Below are 18,733 nucleotides of genomic sequence, written 5' to 3'. Positions count from 1 at the left end.
CGTCGGCGCCATCTCGGAGATCGAGCCGCTGCGCACCGAGGCCGAGATGACCGTCGAGAGCCTCGGCCTCGACCACCCGGGACCCGTCGCGGGCACCAAGCGCGGCACGACGGTGGCGATGGACTTCGGCCGCATCACCATCGACGAGGAGATGGTGCTGTACCTCTTCGGCACCCCGGGCCAGGACCGGTTCTGGTTCCTGTGGGACGAGCTGGTGCGCGGCGCCGTCGGCGCGGTGGTGCTCGTCGACACCCGCCGGCTCCAGGAGTGCTTCGCGGCCGTCGACTACTTCGAGCACCTCGGCCTGCCGTTCGTCGTCGCCGTGAACCTCTTCGACGGCGTCGCCACCCACCATCCCCGCGAGGTGCGCGAGGCGCTGTCGGTCCCAGCCAACGTCCCCGTGGTGCTCTGCGACGCCCGTCGCCGCACCCACGTGCAGGAGACGCTGGTGCTGCTCATCGAGGCCGCGTTGCGACGGGTGTCGGGCGCGGCCTGAGTCCGGGCGGGGACGGCGGCGGCGCCCCGCCGGGGCTCTCCCCCTGGGAGCCCGGCGGGGCCGCCGGCCGTCAGCGGGCGCCGGCGTCGTCGCTCGGCGCCGCCGACCGGCGGGTGAGACTCCGCGCCCGGCCCCGGCGTTACGGCTCGCCGCCGTCGCCGTCGCCGTCGAGCTCGTCGAGCCGGGAGCGGAGCTCCTCGAGCAGCTCGCCCACCACCGACAGGTGCTCCTCGATCCGGTTCACGTAGGCGAACGGCGACGTGTCGGGCACCTCGTCGTCGACCTCGATCTCGTGCACGACGGCGCGCGCGAACTCGGCGTCGGCCGCCCGGACCGCGAGGGTGGCGAGGGTGGCCGGGCCGCGGTCGTCCGACCACGCCGCGAGCACGTCGATGCCGGCCGTCTCGAGGCGCGCCCGGAGGATCTGCGCCGTGAGCCGGGGCCAGGCGCCGAGCTCGACGAGATCGTCGTCGCCGGTGGTCGCGCCGCCGGACGGCGTCGACACCAGCGCGACCCGGCACACGCGGCACGTCCCGCCGGCCTCGGAGGGCTCGCCGCACGAGGGACACCACCAGCCCGCTGTCGCAGCCACCGAGGCGCAGTGTCGCGCGCCGATAGCATCGTCGGTCGTGGCTGACCGGTTCTGGGTGCAGACCCTCGGCTGCCCGAAGAACGCCGTCGATTCCGACAAGGTGCGGGCGTCGCTCCTCGCCGACGGCCTCGAGCCGGCCCCGGGTCCGGACCAGGCCGAGCTCGTGGTCGTGAACACGTGCGCGTTCGTGGACGCGGCCCGCCGCGAATCGATCGACACCATCCTCGCCCTCGCCGACACCCGGCGGCGCGGGGCCCGCCTCGTCGTCACCGGGTGCCTCGCCGAGCGGGCGGGCCCGGAGCTGGCGGCCGCGCTGCCCGAGGTCGACGCCGTCGTCGGGTTCGCGGGCGAGGCCGACCTGGCCGCGGTCGCGCTCGACGCGCCCCGGCGTCCGCCACGCGGCGTCCGGGACCTGCTCGAGCTGCCCCGCGCCGCGCCGACGGCGCCGTGGGCGTACGTGAAGGTGGCCGAGGGCTGCGACCGGACGTGCCGGTTCTGCGCCATCCCGTCGTTCCGAGGTCGCCAGCGCTCCCGGTCGCCCGACGCGGTCGTCGCCGAGTGCCGAGGCCTCGTGGAGGCCGGCGCCGCCGAGCTCGTCCTCGTGGCCCAGGACGTCGCGTGGTACGGGCGCGACGCCGGCGACCCCGGCGCCCTGGCGCCGCTGCTCCGGCGCCTCGACCGCGAGCTGGCGCCGCACGGCCTGCTGCGGCTCCGCCTCCTCTACCTGTATCCGAGCGAGGTGCGCGGCGCGCTCCTCGACGCCATCCTCGACACGCCCACCGCGGTGCCGTACTTCGACCTGTCGCTGCAGCACGCCGACCGGGCGCTGCTCGCCCGCATGGCCCGCTGGGGCAGCGGCGAGCGCTTCCTCGCCCTCCTCGACCGCATCCGGTCGCGTGCGCCCACGGCCGCGTTCCGCTCCTCGTTCATCGTCGGCTTCCCCGGGGAGACCGAGGCGGGGCACGAGTCGCTGCTGGCGTTCCTCGAGGCCGGCCGGCTCGACTGGGCCGGCTTCTTCCCGTTCTCGCCCGAGGACGGGACCCCCGCGGCCACGATGGACGGCGGCGTGCCCGACCCGGTCGTCCGGGAGTGGCTCGCCGAGTGCGACGAGGTCCAGGCCCCGATCACCGCCGCCGCCCGCGACGAGCTCGTGGGCGCCGAGCTCGAGGTCCTCGTCGACGGCGCCGACGGCGAGACCGGCGACCCCGTCGGGCGCACGCACCGCGAGGCCCCCGAGATCGACGGCCGGGTCCAGCTGCGCGGTGGCGCGGCCCGGCCCGGCCAGCTCGCGCGCGCGAAGGCCGTGGAGGCGCTCGGGATCGACGTCCTCGCCGACGTGATCGAGGTCCAGGGGTGAACCGGCCGCCGACGCCGGCCGAGCGGGCCCGCCGGTTCGGGGAGACCGCGATCAAGACGCCGGCCAACGTGGTCACCTTCGTGCGGCTGCTCTTCGCCATCCCCGTCCTGATCTTGATCCTCGACCAGCGACACCACGGCCAGACCAGCTGGGGCACGTTCACCGGCTGGCTCGTGCTGTGGTTCACCGACGGTCTCGACGGCTGGCTGGCCCGACGCGACGGCGCCACCCGCTCGGGGGCCTTCCTCGACCCCCTCGCCGACAAGATCCTGGTCTGCGCCGGCCTGGCCGCCCTCGCCGTGCGCGACGACCTGGCCTGGCTCCCGATCCTCATCATCGTGGGGCGCGAGGTCGCGGTGTCAGCCTGGCGCTCCCTCGCCGGACGGCGCGGCGTGTCCGTGCCCGCCCGGCGGCTCGGCAAGTGGAAGGCCACGGCCCAGTTCCTCGTCGTGGGCCTGGTGCTCTTCCCGCCGGCGCGGCACCTCCACCACCTCTGGAACGGCGTCCTGTGGCTGGCGGTGGCCCTCTCGCTCCTCTCCGCCGTCGACCTCGTGCTGGCGGCGCGGCAGGGCCCACCGGCGCCGTCGCCGGACGCCGAACGGGCCGGCGGCGCCCCGGTCGGACACCCCGAGCCGGAGGGAGCGAGCGGGGCCGCGGCGGGCTGACCCGGCCGGGCCTCGGCCTCGTCGCACCGGCCGCGTGCTCGAATACCCCCGTGCGATGCGACGTCCTCGCCGTCGGCACCGAGCTCCTGCTCGGCCAGATCGTCGACACGAACAGCGCCTGGATCGGCGAGCAGCTCGCCGCGGCCGGCATCGACACCTTCGAGCACCGCAAGGTGGGGGACAACCTGGGCCGGATGGTCGCCGCGCTCCGCGACCTGCTCGGCGGCGCCGACGCCGTCATCGTCTGCGGCGGGCTCGGCCCGACCCCCGACGACGTCACCCGCGAGGCGATCGCGGCGGTGATGGGCGCCCGGCTCGAGCGGCGCCCGGAGCTCGTGGACCACATCGCCGGCATGTTCGGCGCGCGCGGCCGCGACATGCCCGAGAACAACCTCCGGCAGGCCGACGTCCCGGTCGGCGGGGACGTCATCCCGAACCCGATCGGCACCGCCCCGGGGCTGCGCGGCGAGGTCGTGATCGACGGCGCCACGAAGGTCGTCTACGCCGTCCCGGGCGTCCCCTACGAGATGCAGCAGATGGTGACCGACCACGTGCTGCCGGACCTGCTGGCGCGGTCGGGGGAGCGAGCCGTCATCGTGTCCCGCAGCCTGAAGACGTGGGGGACCTCGGAGTCCGGGCTGGCCGAGATGATCGCCGATCGCGTCGACGCCCAGTCCAACCCGACGATCGCGTTCTTGGCCCGCGGCATCGAGGGCCTCTACGTGCGGATCACGGCCAAGGCCGCGACCGACCGCGAGGCGAGCGCGCTCATCGAGCCCGAGGAGCGCGAGCTGCGCCGCGTGCTCGGCGACCTCGTCTTCGCCGTCGACGACGAGACCATGGAGCACGCCGTCCTGTCGCGGCTCGAGGCGCGCGGCTGGACCCTCGGCGTGGCCGAGTCGCTCACCGGCGGGCTCGTCGGGGCCCGGCTCGCCGACGTGCCCGGCGCCAGCGCCGTCTTCCGGGGCTCGGTCGCCTCGTACGCGACCGACGTGAAGCGCTCGGTGCTGGGCGTGACCGCCGACCACGTCGTGAGCCGAGCCGCCGCCGAGGAGATGGCCCTCGGCGCGCAGCGGGTCCTCGACGCCGACGTCGGCATCGCCGCCACCGGGGTGGCCGGGCCCACGCCGCTCGACGGCCAGCCGGTCGGCACCGTCTGGTTCGGGCTGGCGGTCCCCGGCGCGCCGCCGGAGGCGGTGGAGGCCCGGCTGCCCGGCGACCGGTTCCGGGTCCGGCAGTTCGCGACGATCACCCTCCTGAACCTGCTGCGGCTGCGGCTCGACGCCCTCCCGTGACCCGCCTGGCCCGGGCGTTCCTGGCCGTCGGCCCGTCCCCGCCCGTGCTCGACGCCCTCGCGGCGCGGCTCGAGCCCCTGGCCGCCGACCGGCCCGGCCTGCGGTGGGCGCCCCGAGGCCAGTGGCACCTCACCCTCCAGTTCCTCGGCGCCGTCGGCGACGCCGAGGCGCTCAGGGACGTGGTTGGGTCCGCGGTGGCGGCGCTGCCACCGTTCACCTCTCGGCTCGCGGGCGCCGGCGCCTTCCCGTCGGCGCGGCGAGCCGCGGTCCTCTGGGTCGGCGTCGACGATCCGGCGCCGCTGGCGACGCTGGCCGGGGCGGTGCAACGGGCCACGGCCGAGCTCGGGCACCAGCCCGAGGAGCGGCCGTACCACCCGCACCTGACCGTCGCCCGGGCCGCCCGCCCCCGCTCGGTGGCCCCCCTCGTCGAGGCACTGGAGGCACCGGCGATCGGCCCCGCCTGGACGGTCGACGAGGTGGCCCTCGTCGCCAGCGACACCCGCCCGGACGGCGCCGTCCACACCGTGTGGGCCCGCCGACCGCTCGGTGCTTGATCCCGAACGCCTGTTCGCCTAGCCTGAGGCGGAATTACACGCCTGTAATCGCAGGGTTAGGCTCCGCCCGCGTGGGCGCGTCGCACCCCAGGCGTACAAGTTCCGAGCACACCGAACGGCAGCAGGCGAGGAGGCGACGGTGGAACGACAGCAGGCGCTCGAGATGGCCGTCGGTCAGATCGAGAAGCAGTACGGGAAGGGCGCGATCATGCGCCTCGGCGAGCGCGGCAACGTGGGCGTCGAGGCGATCTCCACCGGCGCGCTCGCCCTCGACCTCGCCCTCGGCATCGGCGGCCTGCCCCGCGGGCGGGTGGTCGAGATCTTCGGCCCCGAGGCGTCGGGGAAGTCGACGCTCGCCATGCACGTCGTCGCCGAGGCCCAGCGGAACGGCGGCGTGTGCGCGTACATCGACGCCGAGCACGCCATGGACCCGACGTACGCCGCCGCCATCGGCGTCAACGTCGACGACCTCTACATCTCCCAGCCCGACACGGGGGAGCAGGGCCTCGAGATCGCCGACATGCTCATCCGCTCCAGCGCCCTCGACGTGATCGTGATCGACTCGGTGGCCGCCCTCGTGCCCCGGGCCGAGATCGAGGGCGAGATGGGCGACGCCCACGTCGGCCTCCAGGCCCGGCTCATGAGCCAGGCGCTGCGCAAGCTGACCGCCAACCTCAACCGCTCGCGCACGATCTGCGTGTTCATCAACCAGCTGCGCGAGAAGATCGGGGTCATGTTCGGCAGCCCGGAGACGACGCCGGGAGGCCGGGCGCTGAAGTTCTACTCGTCGGTCCGTCTCGACATCCGCCGCGTCGAGTCGATCAAGGACGGCGCCGAGGCGGTCGGCAACCGGACTCGGGTCAAGGTGGTGAAGAACAAGGTCAGCGCCCCGTTCAAGCAGGCCGAGTTCGACATCATGTACGGCCGGGGGATCAGCCGCGAAGGGTCGCTGCTCGACGTCGGCGTCGACCTCGGGATCGTGAAGAAGTCGGGCGCCTGGTTCACCTACGAGGGTGAGCAGCTCGGCCAAGGCCGAGAGAACGCCAAGCAGTTCCTCGCCGAGAACCTCGACATGATGGTCGAGATCAGCGAGAAGGTGCGAGCCGCGGTCGGCCTCGACGACACGACCGTCGACCTGACCGAGGCGCCCGCCGAGGAACGAGACGACGTCGAGGTCGACTCCTAGGGCGGATCGGCGAAACCGTTGGCGAACGCCGTGTCCTAAGTCGAGTCGTCCTCGACCGCCCGTCGCGCCTCCCGCGACGCGTGGTGGGTCAGCCGATCCCAGACATTCAGGGCCGTTTGGCCGACGGCGCTGAAGAACCAGGCCAGCGCCTTCGCGAACCCTCCGAGGGCCCATCCCATCCCGCCAGTGTGCCGCTCGCGGGTGCGTCGGCCATGACCCGCGGAGCCTCGCTACAGCACCGCGCGCAGGATGGCGACCGCGCCGGCGACCCCGGAGAGCGCCAGCACACCCGGTCGGAGCCAGCCGGCGTCGACGAGCGGGTGCACGTGACGGCTGGCCCAGAGGCCGCCCACCATGAACGGCGCCAGCTCGAGCGCGAACCGCAGCTGGTCGAGGCTCACGACGCCGATGACGACGTAGCCGATCAGCGAGAGGGCGGCGCTGGTGGCGAAGAACCCGCCCAGCGTGGAGCGGGCCACCGGGCCCGGCCGGTGCTGGAAGAGCAGCGCGACCGGCGGCCCGCCCACCGACGAGGCGGTCCCGAACAGGTTCGAGACGAACCCGGCGACCGCCGACGTGCCCGGCGTCACCGCCAGCGGCGGCGAGACGATGCTGAGCGTCACCCCGATCAGGGTGATCCCGCCGACCACGATGGCCAGGTCGGGCGCGTCGATGTGGCCGACGATCAGGAGCCCGAGCACGGTGCCGGGCACGGCGCCGACCAGCATCCACGGCAGCGCCTCCCCGTCGACGCGGTGGTGCTCACGGCGGACGACCGCCACCGCCAGTGGGAAGGCGAGCAGCACGAGCGTGGCCGGGAGGGCCTCGGGCACGACGATGGCGACGAACGGGGCCGAGAGCAGGTTGAGACCGAAGCCGACCGAGCCTTGCACGGTCGACCCGACCGCCACGGCCGAGGCCGCCACCACGAACGCTCCGATGCTGACGTGCACGCCGGGTGATCCTGGCAGACCGGCCCCATAGACTTCGGCGGCCATGCCCCGCCGGTTCCACGTCCGCACCTTCGGGTGCCAGATGAACGAGCACGACTCCGAGCGGCTCGCCGGCATGCTGGCCGCGGGCGGCCTGGAGGCCACCGACCGGCCCGAGGACGCCGACGTCATCGTCCTCAACACCTGCTGCATCCGGGAGAACGCCGACAACAAGCTCTACGGCCACCTCGGCCACCTCAAGGCCCTGAAGGAGCGGCGGCCCGAGGTCCAGATCGTGGTCGGCGGCTGCCTGGCCCAGAAGGACCGCGGCCGGGTCCTCGACCGCGCCCCGCACGTCGACGTCGTGTTCGGCACCCACAACCTCGCTCGGGCCCCCGACCTCCTCCAGCAGGCCCGGGCCCACGGCCCCGTCGTGGAGATCCTGGACGAGCACGCCGCCGACCCGTCGGAGCTGCCCGCCGAGCGCCGCTCGCGCCACTCGGCCTGGGTCACCATCCAGATCGGCTGCGACAACTCGTGCACGTTCTGCATCGTGCCGATCGTGCGCGGCCCCGAGGTCAGCCGCCGTCTCGGCGACGTCGTCCACGAGGTCGAGAGCCTCGCGGCCACCGGCGTCAGCGAGGTCACCCTGCTCGGCCAGAACGTCAACTCCTACGGCCGGGACCTCGGAGCGGGGCAGTACCGGCCCCGCTTCGCCGACCTGCTCCGAACCGTCGACGGCGTCGATGGGATCCGTCGCATCCGGTTCACCTCGCCGCACCCGAAGGACCTCCGCCCCGAGACCATCGCGGCGATGGCGGAGTGCGACGCGGTCTGCGAGCAGCTCCACCTCCCGCTCCAGTCGGGCAGCGACCGCACGCTGGCGCGCATGCACCGGGGCTACACCGCCGAGCGGTACCTGACGCGGCTCGCCGCGGCGCGAGCCGCGATCCCCGACCTGGCCGTCACCACGGACATCATCGTCGGCTTTCCCGGCGAGACCGACGCCGACTTCCAGGCCACCCTGGACGTCGTGGAGGCCGCCGAGTACGACGCCGCGTACACCTTCGTGTTCTCGCCCCGACCGGGGACGCCCGCGGCCGAGCGGGGTCTGGACTTCGTGCCGGCGCCGGTCACGGCCGAGCGCATGGACCGGCTCACCGCCGCGGTCGAGCGGCACGCGCTGGCCCGGAACCGGTCGCGGGTGGGCCGCACCGAGGAGATCCTCGTCGAGGGGCCGTCGAAGCGGGACCCCGCCCGCTGCACCGGGCGGACCCGCCAGGGCAAGCTCGTCCACGCGCCCGCCGGTGCGGGCTTCGAGCCCGGGTCCTACGCCTCCGTGCGGATCACGGAGGCGGCGCCGCACTGGCTCGCGGGTGAGCCCCGGGCGCGCATCCCGGTCGCGGCAGCCTGAGCGGAGCCTCGACGTCCGCACGCACACACCTGGCGCTGGTCGGGCCCACGGCGTCGGGCAAGTCGGCCCTGGCGATAGAGCTGGCGTGCGCGCTCGGTGACGTCGAGATCGTCTCGCTGGACTCGATGCAGGTCTACCGGACCCTCGACGTCGGGACGGCGAAGCCGGACGTCACGGCCCGGGAGGCCGTGCCGCACCACCTCGTCGACGTCGTCGACCCGGACCAGGAGTGGTCGGTGGCCCGCACCCAGTCGGTCGGCCGCGACGCCGTGCGGGCCATCGAGGCGCGCGGGCACCGGGCGCTGCTCGTCGGCGGCACCGGCCTGTACGTGCAGGCGGTCGTGGACGACCTCCGGCTCCCGGGCGAGGACCTGGCCGTGCGCACCGAGCTCGAGGCTCGGACGGCCGAGCCCGGCGGGGTCGCCGCCGCCTACCACGAGCTCGAGGCGCGCGATTCGGTGGCGGCCCGGCGGATCGACCCGCACAACGCCCGGCGGATCGTGCGCGCGCTCGAGGTCCTCGCCGTCACCGGGCGCCCGTTCTCGTCGTTCGGGCCCGGCGTGGCCTCGTTCGGCCCCACCGCGTTCCCCGTGAGCCTGGCCGGCCTGTGGCTCCCGCGGGATCGGCTGGCGGCCCGGATCGCCGGTCGCGTCGCGGCGATGCGAGCGGCCGGGCTCGTGGAGGAGGTCCGAAGCGCGCTGGCGGGGCCGGGCCTCGGGCGGACCGCCCGGCCGGCGATCGGGTACCAGGAGGTCGCCGACGCGCTCGAGGCGGGCGCGGAGCCGGACGCCGAGGTCTTCGACGCGATCACGCGTCGGACCCGGTCGTTCGCCCGTCGGCAGCGGATGTGGTTCCGGCGGGACCCGCGCGTCACCTGGTTCGGCACCGACGGCAATCGGTGCCTCGCCGGGCCGGCCCTCCTGGCAGCCTGGAGGGCGTGAGCGTGCACCTCTCGAAGCTCCAGGCGACCGGCAACGACTTCCTCGTCGTCGACGCTCCCGGGCCCGACCCGGAGGCCGTGGCGCGGCTCTGCGACCGTCATCGCGGCGTCGGCGCCGACGGGCTCCTCGCCCTGGGCCGCGGCCACGACGGCGGCGACGCCACGATGACCGTCTACAACGCCGACGGCGGCCGCGCCGAGATGACCGGCAACGGGATCCGCTGCCTGGCGTGGGTCGCGGTCGAGCGGGGATGGGTCGGCGACGACCGGCTCGTGGTCGACACCGACTCCGGCCGGCGGTCGATGGACCTCGAGCGCGACCCGGTGACGGGCCGCCTGCTCGCCGCCAGCGTCGACATGGGGCGCGTCACCTTCGAGCCGGCGTCGATCCCATTCGACGGGCCGAGCGCGCTCGACCTCGAGGCGACGTACCACGGCGTCACGTACCACGGTGACGCCGCCGGCATCGGCAACCCGCACCTCGTGCTGCTCGTCGACGACCTCGAACGGGCGCGCGTCACCCAGCACGGGCCCCACCTGGAGCACGACCCGCGGTTCCCGCACGGCACGAACGTGGAGTTCGTCACGCTCGCCGGCCCCGACCGTCTGGGCATGCGCGTGTGGGAGCGAGGGGTGGGGGAGACGCTGTCGTGCGGCACCGGCGCCTGCGCCGCCGCCGCGGTGGCGCACCGCCGCGGCCTCGTCGGCCCCGAGGTCACGGTCGAGGTCCCGGGCGGCGAGCTGCGCGTCGAGCTCGGGGAGACGGTCCGGCTCGGCGGCCCGGTCGTGCACGTCTTCGACGTCGACCTCGCCGACGAGGGCGGGGGAGGGCCGTGACCGCTCGCGAGGGGCGGGCCCGCCGTCGGCTGACCGCGACCGAGGTCGACCTCGAGGTCCCGCAGCAGCGGGCGTTGCTGGTCGGCACCGGCGTCGGCTCCCGCACCGCGGCCGAGGCCGAGGACTCGCTCGCCGAGCTGGCGCGGCTCGCTGACACCGCCGGCGCCGACCCGGTCGAGACCGTGCTCCAGCGCCGGGACCGGCCCGACCCTGCGACCTACGTCGGCCCCGGCAAGGCCGAGGAGCTCCGCCGCACCGCCGACGCGCTCGACATCGACGTGGTCGTGTTCGACGACGAGCTGACGCCGGCCCAGCAGCGGAACCTCGAGCAGCGGCTCGGGCGGGACGTCGTCGATCGCGTCGCGCTGATCCTCGACATCTTCGCCCAGCACGCGACGAGCCAGGAGGGCATGGTCCAGGTCGAGCTGGCGCAGCTTCGCTATCGCCTGCCCCGCCTCCGCGGGCGCGGCATCACGCTGAGCCAGCAGGGCGGCGGCATCGGCACCCGCGGCCCCGGCGAGACCCAGCTCGAGGTCGACCGTCGACGCATCCAGCGTCGGGTCACGAAGCTCGAGCGCGACCTCGAGCGGCTGGGCCGGACGCGGGCGACCCAGCGCAAGGCGAGGCGGCGGCACGGGCTCCCGACCGTGACCCTGGTCGGGTACACGAACGCCGGCAAGTCCACGCTCCTGAACCGCCTCACCGACTCGGACGTGCGGGTCGAGGACCGCCTCTTCTCGACCCTCGACCCGACCACGCGGCGGCTGCGGCTGCCCGGCGGCGAGACCGTCCTCTGCTCCGACACCGTCGGGTTCGTCCGCCGGCTGCCCCACGAGCTCGTCGAGGCGTTCCGGTCCACTCTGGAGGTCGTGACGGCCGCCGACCTGATCGTGCACGTCGTGGACGGCGCCGCGGGGGACGCCGCCGCCGAGGTGGAGGCGGTCCGCCTCGTGCTCGGGGAGATCGGCGCCGGTGGCCACCCCGAGCTGCTGGTGGTGAACAAGGCGGACGTCGCCGAGCCGGGCCGCCTGCGCGAGCTCGGCGTCGGCGAGTCGGCGCTGGCCGTCTCGGCTCGGACCGGCGAGGGCGTCGAGAAGTTGCTCGACGCCGTCGCGGGCCGCCTCCGGGCCCTCACCACGGTCGTCGAGTTCATGGTCCCGTACGAGCGGGGCGACGTGCTGGCGGCGCTGCACCGCGACGGCGAGGTCCTGATCGAGGTGCACGTCGACGTCGGCACCCGGGTGCGGGCGCGGATCGACGAGTTCGACATCGGCCGCTACCGGGAGTTCGTCACCGGCTGAGGACCGAGGCCGGCGGTAGCCTGCGATCGTGGCGCGCTCGGTTGCATCGACCGGCTTCGTCCCGCCGCCGTACCCGCACGACCGGCTGGATGCGTTGCGCGGCATCGCCGAAAACGCGCCCGGCGGGCTCATCGACTGCTCGGTGGGCACGCCGGTCGACCCGCTGCCCGACGTGGCGCGGCGGGCGCTCGACGAGGCGATGGGCGCGGCGCGCGGCTACCCACCGACGGTCGGGACGCCGCAGTACCGCCGGGCCGCCACGGACTGGCTCGACCGCCGGTTCGGCGTCCGCGTCGACCCGAGCGCCGTGTGCGCCTGCGTGGGCACGAAGGAGCTCGTGGCGTCGCTGCCGCGCTGGCTGGCCCTGCGCGAGCCCGGGCGGGACACGGTCCTGTACCCCGGCGTCTCGTACCCCACCTACGCGATGGGCGCGACCCTCGCCGGGCTGCGGGCCGTCCCCGTCCCCGTCGACGCGCGGTGGCGGCTCGACCTGGCCGCCGTCGACGCGGCCGACGCGGCGCGCGCGCTCCTGCTGTGGTTGAACGACCCCGCGAACCCCACCGGGGCCGCCGCGACGGCGGCGGAGCTCGACGCCGCGGTGGCGTGGGCCCGAGACCGGGGCATCACCGTGGCGAGCGACGAGTGCTACGCCGAGTTCACCTACGACGACCGGGGCCGGGCGGCCCGGCCGGTGACGGCCCTCGCCTCCGGCTCCGAGCGCGTGCTCGCCGTCCACTCGCTCTCGAAGCGCTCGAACATGGCCGGGCTGCGGGCCGGCTTCGTGGCCGGGGACGCGGACCTCGTGGGCTACCTCGGTGAGGTCCGCAAGCACGCCGGGCTGATGGTGCCAGGCCCGGTGCAGGCGGCCGCGGCCGCGGCGCTCGCTGACGACGAGCACGTCGAGGAGCAGCGTGCGCGCTACGCGGCTCGGCGGGACCAGATGGTGCCGGCGCTGGCGCGCGGGGGCGTCGAGCACGTCGGCGGGCCGTCCACGTTCTACCTCTGGCTCGAAGACGCGAGCCGAGACGGCTGGCGGCTCGGCGCCGCCCTCGCCGCGCTCGGGATCCTGGTCGCGCCCGGAGACCTGTACGGGGACGCCGGCGCGGCGCAGGCCCGGCTGGCCCTCACCGTCACTGACGCCCAGGTCGACGACATGGTCGAGCGCCTCGCGGCGCGCGACCGCTGAGGTGCGCGACGGGGCACTCCCCGAGCCGGTCGCGCCGACCTGCGGGCGCGCCGTGTCCGTGATCACCCGCGGCCGGAGCGTGGACGACCAGTAGGGTTCGGTAGATGGACGGCCTCGAGGCCCAGATCCGCGAGCTCTGGGAGCACCGAGACAACCTGACCGCCGTCATGCCGGAGTCCGACGCGCGCGAGGCGGTGCGGTCGGCCATCGACCTCCTCGACACCGGTGAGGCCAGGGTGGCCGAGCTCGTCGGCGACCAGGTGGTCGTGCACGAATGGCTGAAGCAGGCGATCCTGCTCCTGTTCCGACTGTCGAAGATGGAGACCCTCGAGCTCGGCCCATTCGAGTACGCCGACAAGATTCCGCTGAAGCACGACTACGAGCAGGCGGGGGTCCGCGTGGTCCCGGGCGGGTCCGCCCGTTGGGGCTCGTTCGTCGCGCGCGGAGCCGTGCTCATGCCGAGCTACGTGAACATCGGCGCTCGGGTCGGCGAGTCGACGATGGTCGACACGTGGGCCACGGTCGGCTCCTGCGCCCAGATCGGCGCCCGCGTCCACCTCTCGGGCGGCGTGGGGATCGGGGGCGTGTTGGAGCCCCCTCAATCGGCGCCGGTCTTCGTGGGCGACGACACGCTCGTCGGGAGCCGGTGCATCGTGGCTGACGGCGCCCGGGTGGGGTCCGGCGTCGTCCTCGGTGCGGGCTGCATCCTCACCGGCTCCATCCCGGTCATCGACGCCGAGACCGGGGCGGAGCTCAGCCGAGGCGTGGTCCCGGACTGGTGCGTCGCCGTGAACGCGACGCGCCCACGCCGGTTCCCCGGTGGCGAGTACGGGTTGCCGTGCGTGCTGATCGTGAAGCGTCTCGGCGAGGGCGAGCGCCACGAGAAGGCCCGCCTGAACGAGATCCTGCGCGACCACGGGGTCGCCACCTGAATCACCACCGGCGGCTCAGAGCCGGCGCAGGAGCGAGACCACCTTGCCGTAGATCGTGACCTCGTCGGGGCTGTAGACGAGGTCCTCGAGGGCGGGATTCTCGGGCCGGAGCACGATCTTGCCCCGTCGCCGCACGAAGGTCTTGACCGTCGCCTCCTCACCCGGGATGCCGGCGACCACGATCTCACCGGGCTCGGCGGTCGGCTGCTGGCGGACGACCACGTAGTCGCCGTCGAGGATCCCGGCCTCGACCATCGACTCCCCGCGGACGCGCAGCATGAAGAGCTGACCCGCCCCGGTGAAGTCCTCGGGCATCGGGATCGTCTCGTCGATGTTTTCCTCGGCGAGGACGCCGACCCCCGCGGCCACGTCGCCGACGAGCGGCACGTGGCGGACCGGGCGACGCTCGAGCGCTGCGCCGGAGCCGGACTCGAAGTGGAGCTCGAGGGCACGCGGCTTCGTGGGGTCACGACGGAGGTAGCCCTTGTCCTGGAGCGCGGCCAGGTGCGCGTGCACGGTCGAGCTCGAGGACAGGCCCACCGCCTCGCCGATCTCCCGCACGCTGGGCGGGTACCCGCGCCGGCGGACCTCCTCGTCGATGAACTCGAGGACTTGGCGCTGCCGTGGCGTCAGCTCGCTCATCCCAGAACGCTAACACGAGCATGCGTTCGGGGCAAACACTCGTTCGAACCCGGCCTTGACGACGAACAGGCGTTCGGGGTTCAATGTGCGAACAGGCGTTCGAGGCCCTTGAGGCCCGCCGCCCGGGCCGGTGTCACACCCCCGTGGTGTGCTCGGGCTCGCCACGACAGGAGGAGCAGCACAGCAGGCATGGCCGCCGTCACGACCGTCCCCGGGTTCCGAGTGCGGGCGCTCCCTGCGAGCGGCCCGGCCTCGCCGCGCCTCGCCCCCCGACGCGGCCGTCGGACGTCCCCCACGACCTTCCGGCGTCGACGCATCGTGGCCGCGGTGCTGGCGCTGGGCGTCGTGGTCGTGGCGGGGCAGGCGGGTGGCGCGCTCGGGGGCTCTCCCCTCGCAGCTCCCGAGCGCCGCCCGACCGCTTCGACTACGACCATCGTGGTGCGCCCCGGCGACACCCTCTGGGGCATCGCGGAGCGACTCGCCCCCGGCGAGGACCCGCGTCCGATCGTCGACGAGCTCGCCGCCGCCCACGGCGCCGGGCCCCTCGTCCCGGGCGAGACGCTCGCGTGGGCGCGCTGAGGCCGAGCGACCGGCGAACGCCAGACAGGTGGCGGGGTTACCGTGAGCAGATGCGCTGCCCCTTCTGCCAGGCCGACGACGACAAGGTCGTCGACTCGCGCTCGGCCGACGACGCCGCCGCGGTCCGGCGGCGGCGCGAGTGCCTGGTCTGCGGGCGACGCTTCACGACCCAGGAGCGGGTGGTCGAGCTGCCGCTCATGGTCGTCAAGCGGTCGGGGCACCGGGAGCCGTTCGAGCGGGCCAAGCTCGCGCAGGGCATCGAGCGGGCGATCGCCGGCAGCCTCATCGACGCCAGCGCCGTCGAGGCGCTGGCGGCCGAGATCGAGGAGGAGGCTCGCGCCGGCGGAGCCGAGGTCGCCAGCGAGCGGCTGGGGCTGGGCGTGCTCGAGCGGCTCCGGGCCCTGGACCCGGTCTCCTACCTGCGGTTCGCCTCGGTCTACCAAGGCTTCGAATCGCCGGCCGACTTCGAGCGAGCGGTCATCGAGCTCCGCAAGACCACGGAACCCAAGCGGGGCCGCGCCCAGGCCCACTGAATCCGGGTCAAATTTGGCGTTGACGGGCTGTAGTTCCAGTGGTGTAATTCACGCCGCATCTCGTGTTCGGGGCCTGCCTGACCACAAGATATTGTGGGTCGAGGCCTCGGACCGACCGCCACGAGGGCGGGAGTGACCGAGGGGGAGGTCGACAGACCATGGCGATGGCGCCGGAGCAGATCGGGATCGGCATCCGCCGGCACTTCACCCGGTCGGGTGAGCACCCGTACGACAGCGTCGAGTGGGAGCGCCGAGAGGCGCGGATCCAGAACTTCAAGGACGGCACCGACGCCTTCTTCCAGCCCGACGTCGAGTTCCCAGTCGCCTGGTCGCAGAACGCCACGAACATCGTCGCCCAGAAGTACTTTCGCGGGACGCTCGGCACCGACGAGCGCGAGTCGTCGCTCCAGCAGGTGATCGACCGCATCGTCGACACGATCACCGCCTGGGGCATGCGCGACGGCTACTTCGTCGACGATCACGAAGGCGCGGCGTTCCGCAACGAGCTGAAGTACATCGTGCTGCACCAGCACGCGGCGTTCAACAGCCCGGTGTGGTTCAACATCGGTGTCGACGGAGTTCCGAATCAGGCGAGTGCGTGCTTCATCCTCGCCGTCGAGGACACGATGGACGCCATCCTCAACTGGTACCGGGAGGAAGGCATCATCTTCAAGGGCGGATCCGGCTCTGGGATCAACCTGTCACGCATCCGGTCCTCGAGTGAGAACCTCGCCGGGGGCGGGACCGCGAGCGGACCGGTGAGCTTCATGCGCGGTGCGGACGCGTCGGCCGGCACCATCAAGTCGGGGGGCAAGACGCGTCGAGCCGCCAAGATGGTCGTCCTGAACGCCGACCATCCTGACATCGAGGAGTTCGTCTGGTGCAAGGCGCGCGAGGAGCACAAGGCCCGTGCCTTGCGCGACGCGGGGTTCGACATGGACCTCGACGGCATCGACGCCCACTCGATCCAGTACCAGAACGCGAACAACTCCGTGCGAGTGACCGACGAGTTCATGCGGGCGGTCGAGGAAGACGGCGACTGGGAGCTGCGCGCCGTCACGACCGGGGCCACGGTCAAGACGGTGAAGGCCCGCGAGCTGATGCGGCAGATCGCCGAGGCGGCCTGGGAGTGCGCCGATCCCGGGATGCAGTTCGACACGACGATCAACCGCTGGCACACCGTTCCGAATACGGGCCGGATCAACGCCAGCAACCCCTGCTCCGAGTACATGAGCCTGGACGATTCGGCCTGCAACCTCGCCAGCATCAACCTCCTTCGCTATCTCAACGAGGACGGGAGCTTCGACACCGAGGGCTTCCGCCACACGGTGGAGGTCGTCTTCACGGCCCAGGAGATCCTCGTCGGCAACGCCGACTACCCGACCGAGAAGATCGCCGAGACCAGCCGACGCTTCCGCCAGCTCGGGCTCGGCTACGCGAACCTCGGCGCGCTGCTCATGGCGCAGGGCCTGCCGTACGACTCCGACGACGGGCGAGCCTGGTCGGCGGCGATCACCGCGCTCATGACCGGGCACGCGTACGCCACGAGCGCACGAACCGCGGGTCGGATGGGTCCCTTCGCCGGGTACGCCGAGAACGCCGAGCCGATGGTCGACGTGCTCCGCATGCACCGGTCCGAGGTCGCCAAGATCGACGAGGAGCGCGTGCCTCCCGACCTCCTGAGCGCGGCGCAGCGCGCCTGGGACGATGCGGTCGAGACGGCTGAGCAGCACGGCGTGCGGAACTCACAAGCCAGCGTCATCGCCCCGACCGGCACCATCGCCTTGGCCATGGACTGCGACACGACCGGCATCGAGCCCGATCTTGCGCTCATGAAGGCGAAGAAGCTGGTCGGTGGCGGCACGATGTTCATCGTCAACCAGACCGTCCCGCGGGCGCTCGCCACGCTCGGCTATACCGACGAGCAGGCGGCGGCGATCGTCGAGCACATCGACAACCAGAAGTCCGTCGTCGATGCCCCGGGCCTGAAGCCCGAGCACCTGCCCGTCTTCGCCTGCTCGATGGGCGACAACGCCATCCACTACATGGGTCACGTGAAGATGATGGCGGCGGTGCAGCCGTTCATCAGCGGTGCGATCTCGAAGACCGCCAACATGCCCGAGGCGGCGACGGTCGAGGAGGTCGAGCAGCTCTACCTCGACTCGTGGAAGCTCGGCCTCAAGGCGATCGCCCTGTACCGGGACAACTGCAAGGTGGGGCAGCCCCTCGCCACGCAGACGAAGACCGCTTCCGCCGACGGCGGCTCGAGCCCGAACGCCCTGACGCAGCACGTCGAGCGGGTGGTCGAGCACGTCATCGTGCAGCGGCCGGTCCGTCAGAAGCTTCCGCGCACCCGCGTCTCGAAGACGTTCTCCTTCCGCGTGGCCGACTGCCACGGCTATGCGACCGTAGGGGAGTTCGAGGACGGGCGCCCAGGCGAGGTCTTCCTGAAGGTGGCCAAGCAGGGCTCGACCCTGTCCGGCATCATGGACGCGTTCGCGATCTCGGTCAGCCTCGGGCTGCAGTACGGCGTGCCGCTCCGTGCCTTCGTCGAGAAGTTCACGAACATGCGCTTCGAGCCGGCGGGGATGACCGACGACCCGGACATCCGGTTCGCGACGAGCCTGGTCGACTACATCTTCCGCCGTCTCGCCGTCGAATACCTCACCGTCGAGGAGCGCACCGACCTCGGGATCTTCACCGTCAACGAGCGGCTGCAGCCGACCCTCCCCGGGGTCGAAGAGGCGACCACCCCGAGTCAGCCCGCCCACGACCTGCTGCCACCCGAGGATCGGGCGCCCGGGGCCGCGGCCCGCGACGCAAGCCGTCAGCGAGAGGCCGCGGCACCGATCGAGGCCGAGGTGGTGCTCTGCTACGTCTGCGGCGACATCATGCAGCGAGCCGGGTCGTGCCACGCCTGCCCGAGCTGCGGGGCGACCAGCGGGTGCTCGTAATCTGAATCGAGCCGTGCCGCCAAGCTCGATGACGTTGCCGTTGAGCCTGGAGCACGGCGACACCACGCCCGACACATTGCGCACAACCTCGACGAGGAGCGCCACGGGCTGATCAGCCTTGGAACGGAGCCGTGATCCGACCGCCCGCCAAGCGGGCTCGGAAGTCGACGGCGAGCCCATTGCTGTAATAGCCACGCGCGCTCATCGGATTTACGCCCGTCGCGTGCTCTTGCCGTAACGGACGCTGGTGCCTGCTCGCCACCTCAGAGCGCATTTGAGAATGCTTCGACCGCATCATGTCGTGGAGCATTCTCAAATGCGCTCTGAGGTGGCGAGCA

19 protein-coding genes are annotated in these 18,733 nt (G+C 73.2%); 15 read left to right on the top strand and 4 right to left on the bottom strand.

Annotated elements, in window-relative coordinates; all coding sequences use genetic code 11:
* Positions 1–496: ATP/GTP-binding protein (locus VG869_11535; protein ID HEV3451822.1), on the top strand; the 496-nt coding region annotated here is incomplete at its 5' end.
* A 139-nt stretch (positions 497–635) separates the two neighbouring features.
* Here VG869_11535 and VG869_11530 read toward each other — a convergent pair.
* Complete coding sequence (locus VG869_11530; GenBank protein HEV3451821.1) at positions 636–1,088, bottom strand: hypothetical protein; 453 nt, start codon at positions 1,086–1,088, stop codon at positions 636–638.
* 37 nt (positions 1,089–1,125) lie between these two features.
* On the opposite strand from VG869_11530, the gene rimO reads away from it, so the two are divergent.
* The 5 genes from rimO to recA all read left to right on the top strand — a co-directional run bounded on the left by rimO (position 1,126) and on the right by recA (position 6,145).
* Positions 1,126–2,445: a 30S ribosomal protein S12 methylthiotransferase RimO gene (gene rimO / locus VG869_11525; protein ID HEV3451820.1), complete on the top strand. Its 1,320-nt coding sequence runs from the start codon at positions 1,126–1,128 to the stop codon at positions 2,443–2,445.
* Positions 2,442–3,110 carry a CDP-alcohol phosphatidyltransferase family protein gene (locus VG869_11520; protein HEV3451819.1) on the top strand — a complete coding sequence of 223 codons (669 nt, stop codon included), beginning with the start codon at positions 2,442–2,444 and terminating at the stop codon, positions 3,108–3,110. Before rimO ends, VG869_11520 begins: the two co-directional genes overlap by 4 nt.
* A 50-nt stretch (positions 3,111–3,160) precedes the next feature.
* A complete protein-coding gene (locus VG869_11515) occupies positions 3,161–4,405 on the top strand; it encodes a competence/damage-inducible protein A (protein ID HEV3451818.1) in 1,245 nt (414 codons plus the stop codon).
* Positions 4,402–4,959, top strand: a complete 558-nt coding sequence (gene thpR, locus VG869_11510; GenBank protein HEV3451817.1) for an RNA 2',3'-cyclic phosphodiesterase — start codon at positions 4,402–4,404, stop codon at positions 4,957–4,959. The genes VG869_11515 and thpR overlap by 4 nt, the downstream gene beginning before the upstream one ends.
* Positions 4,960–5,098: 139 nt before the next feature.
* Entirely contained in the window at positions 5,099–6,145 is a 1,047-nt protein-coding gene (recA, locus tag VG869_11505; GenBank protein HEV3451816.1) for a recombinase RecA, read from the top strand.
* 35 nt (positions 6,146–6,180) lie between these two features.
* Here the strand turns inward: recA and VG869_11500 are convergent, their stop codons facing one another.
* Complete coding sequence (locus VG869_11500; protein ID HEV3451815.1) at positions 6,181–6,324, bottom strand: hypothetical protein; 144 nt, start codon at positions 6,322–6,324, stop codon at positions 6,181–6,183.
* Between the two features lie 51 nt (positions 6,325–6,375).
* The gene (locus VG869_11495) at positions 6,376–7,098 is read right to left on the bottom strand and encodes a sulfite exporter TauE/SafE family protein (GenBank protein ID HEV3451814.1); all 723 of its coding nucleotides are present in this window, start codon (positions 7,096–7,098) and stop codon (positions 6,376–6,378) included.
* Between the two features lie 43 nt (positions 7,099–7,141).
* On the opposite strand from VG869_11495, the gene miaB reads away from it, so the two are divergent.
* The 6 genes from miaB (at position 7,142) to VG869_11465 (ending at position 13,687) form a co-directional block, all read left to right on the top strand.
* Positions 7,142–8,491, top strand: coding sequence for a tRNA (N6-isopentenyl adenosine(37)-C2)-methylthiotransferase MiaB (miaB, locus tag VG869_11490; GenBank protein ID HEV3451813.1), 1,350 nt, complete (start codon positions 7,142–7,144; stop codon positions 8,489–8,491).
* Positions 8,488–9,432, top strand: a complete 945-nt coding sequence (miaA, locus tag VG869_11485; GenBank protein ID HEV3451812.1) for a tRNA (adenosine(37)-N6)-dimethylallyltransferase MiaA — start codon at positions 8,488–8,490, stop codon at positions 9,430–9,432. The genes miaB and miaA overlap by 4 nt, the downstream gene beginning before the upstream one ends.
* Positions 9,429–10,268, top strand: coding sequence for a diaminopimelate epimerase (dapF, locus tag VG869_11480; protein ID HEV3451811.1), 840 nt, complete (start codon positions 9,429–9,431; stop codon positions 10,266–10,268). The genes miaA and dapF overlap by 4 nt, the downstream gene beginning before the upstream one ends.
* Positions 10,265–11,569 carry a GTPase HflX gene (gene hflX / locus VG869_11475; protein ID HEV3451810.1) on the top strand — a complete coding sequence of 435 codons (1,305 nt, stop codon included), beginning with the start codon at positions 10,265–10,267 and terminating at the stop codon, positions 11,567–11,569. The genes dapF and hflX overlap by 4 nt, the downstream gene beginning before the upstream one ends.
* A gap of 28 nt (positions 11,570–11,597) precedes the next feature.
* Complete coding sequence (dapC, locus tag VG869_11470) at positions 11,598–12,755, top strand: succinyldiaminopimelate transaminase (GenBank protein HEV3451809.1); 1,158 nt, start codon at positions 11,598–11,600, stop codon at positions 12,753–12,755.
* Positions 12,756–12,859: 104 nt separating this feature from the next.
* Positions 12,860–13,687, top strand: a complete 828-nt coding sequence (locus VG869_11465) for a 2,3,4,5-tetrahydropyridine-2,6-dicarboxylate N-succinyltransferase (protein ID HEV3451808.1) — start codon at positions 12,860–12,862, stop codon at positions 13,685–13,687.
* A 15-nt stretch (positions 13,688–13,702) separates the two neighbouring features.
* On the opposite strand, the gene lexA is transcribed toward VG869_11465, so the two are convergent.
* Positions 13,703–14,329, bottom strand: a complete 627-nt coding sequence (gene lexA / locus VG869_11460; GenBank protein HEV3451807.1) for a transcriptional repressor LexA — start codon at positions 14,327–14,329, stop codon at positions 13,703–13,705.
* 189 nt (positions 14,330–14,518) lie between these two features.
* On the opposite strand from lexA, the gene VG869_11455 reads away from it, so the two are divergent.
* The 3 genes from VG869_11455 to VG869_11445 all read left to right on the top strand — a co-directional run bounded on the left by VG869_11455 (position 14,519) and on the right by VG869_11445 (position 18,395).
* On the top strand, positions 14,519–14,908 hold the full coding sequence (locus tag VG869_11455; GenBank protein ID HEV3451806.1) for a hypothetical protein: 390 nt from the start codon (positions 14,519–14,521) through the stop codon (positions 14,906–14,908).
* 50 nt (positions 14,909–14,958) lie between these two features.
* On the top strand, positions 14,959–15,441 hold the full coding sequence (gene nrdR / locus VG869_11450) for a transcriptional regulator NrdR (GenBank protein HEV3451805.1): 483 nt from the start codon (positions 14,959–14,961) through the stop codon (positions 15,439–15,441).
* A gap of 164 nt (positions 15,442–15,605) precedes the next feature.
* Positions 15,606–18,395, top strand: coding sequence for a vitamin B12-dependent ribonucleotide reductase (locus VG869_11445; GenBank protein HEV3451804.1), 2,790 nt, complete (start codon positions 15,606–15,608; stop codon positions 18,393–18,395).
* Positions 18,396–18,733 lie beyond the last annotated feature (338 nt).

The organism is Acidimicrobiia bacterium, from assembly GCA_035948415.1.
GTDB lineage: Bacteria > Actinomycetota > Acidimicrobiia > IMCC26256 > PALSA-555 > PALSA-555.
The sequence above is the reverse complement of the archived record's forward strand: the minus strand, read 5'-3'. Positions and strand labels throughout refer to the sequence as shown.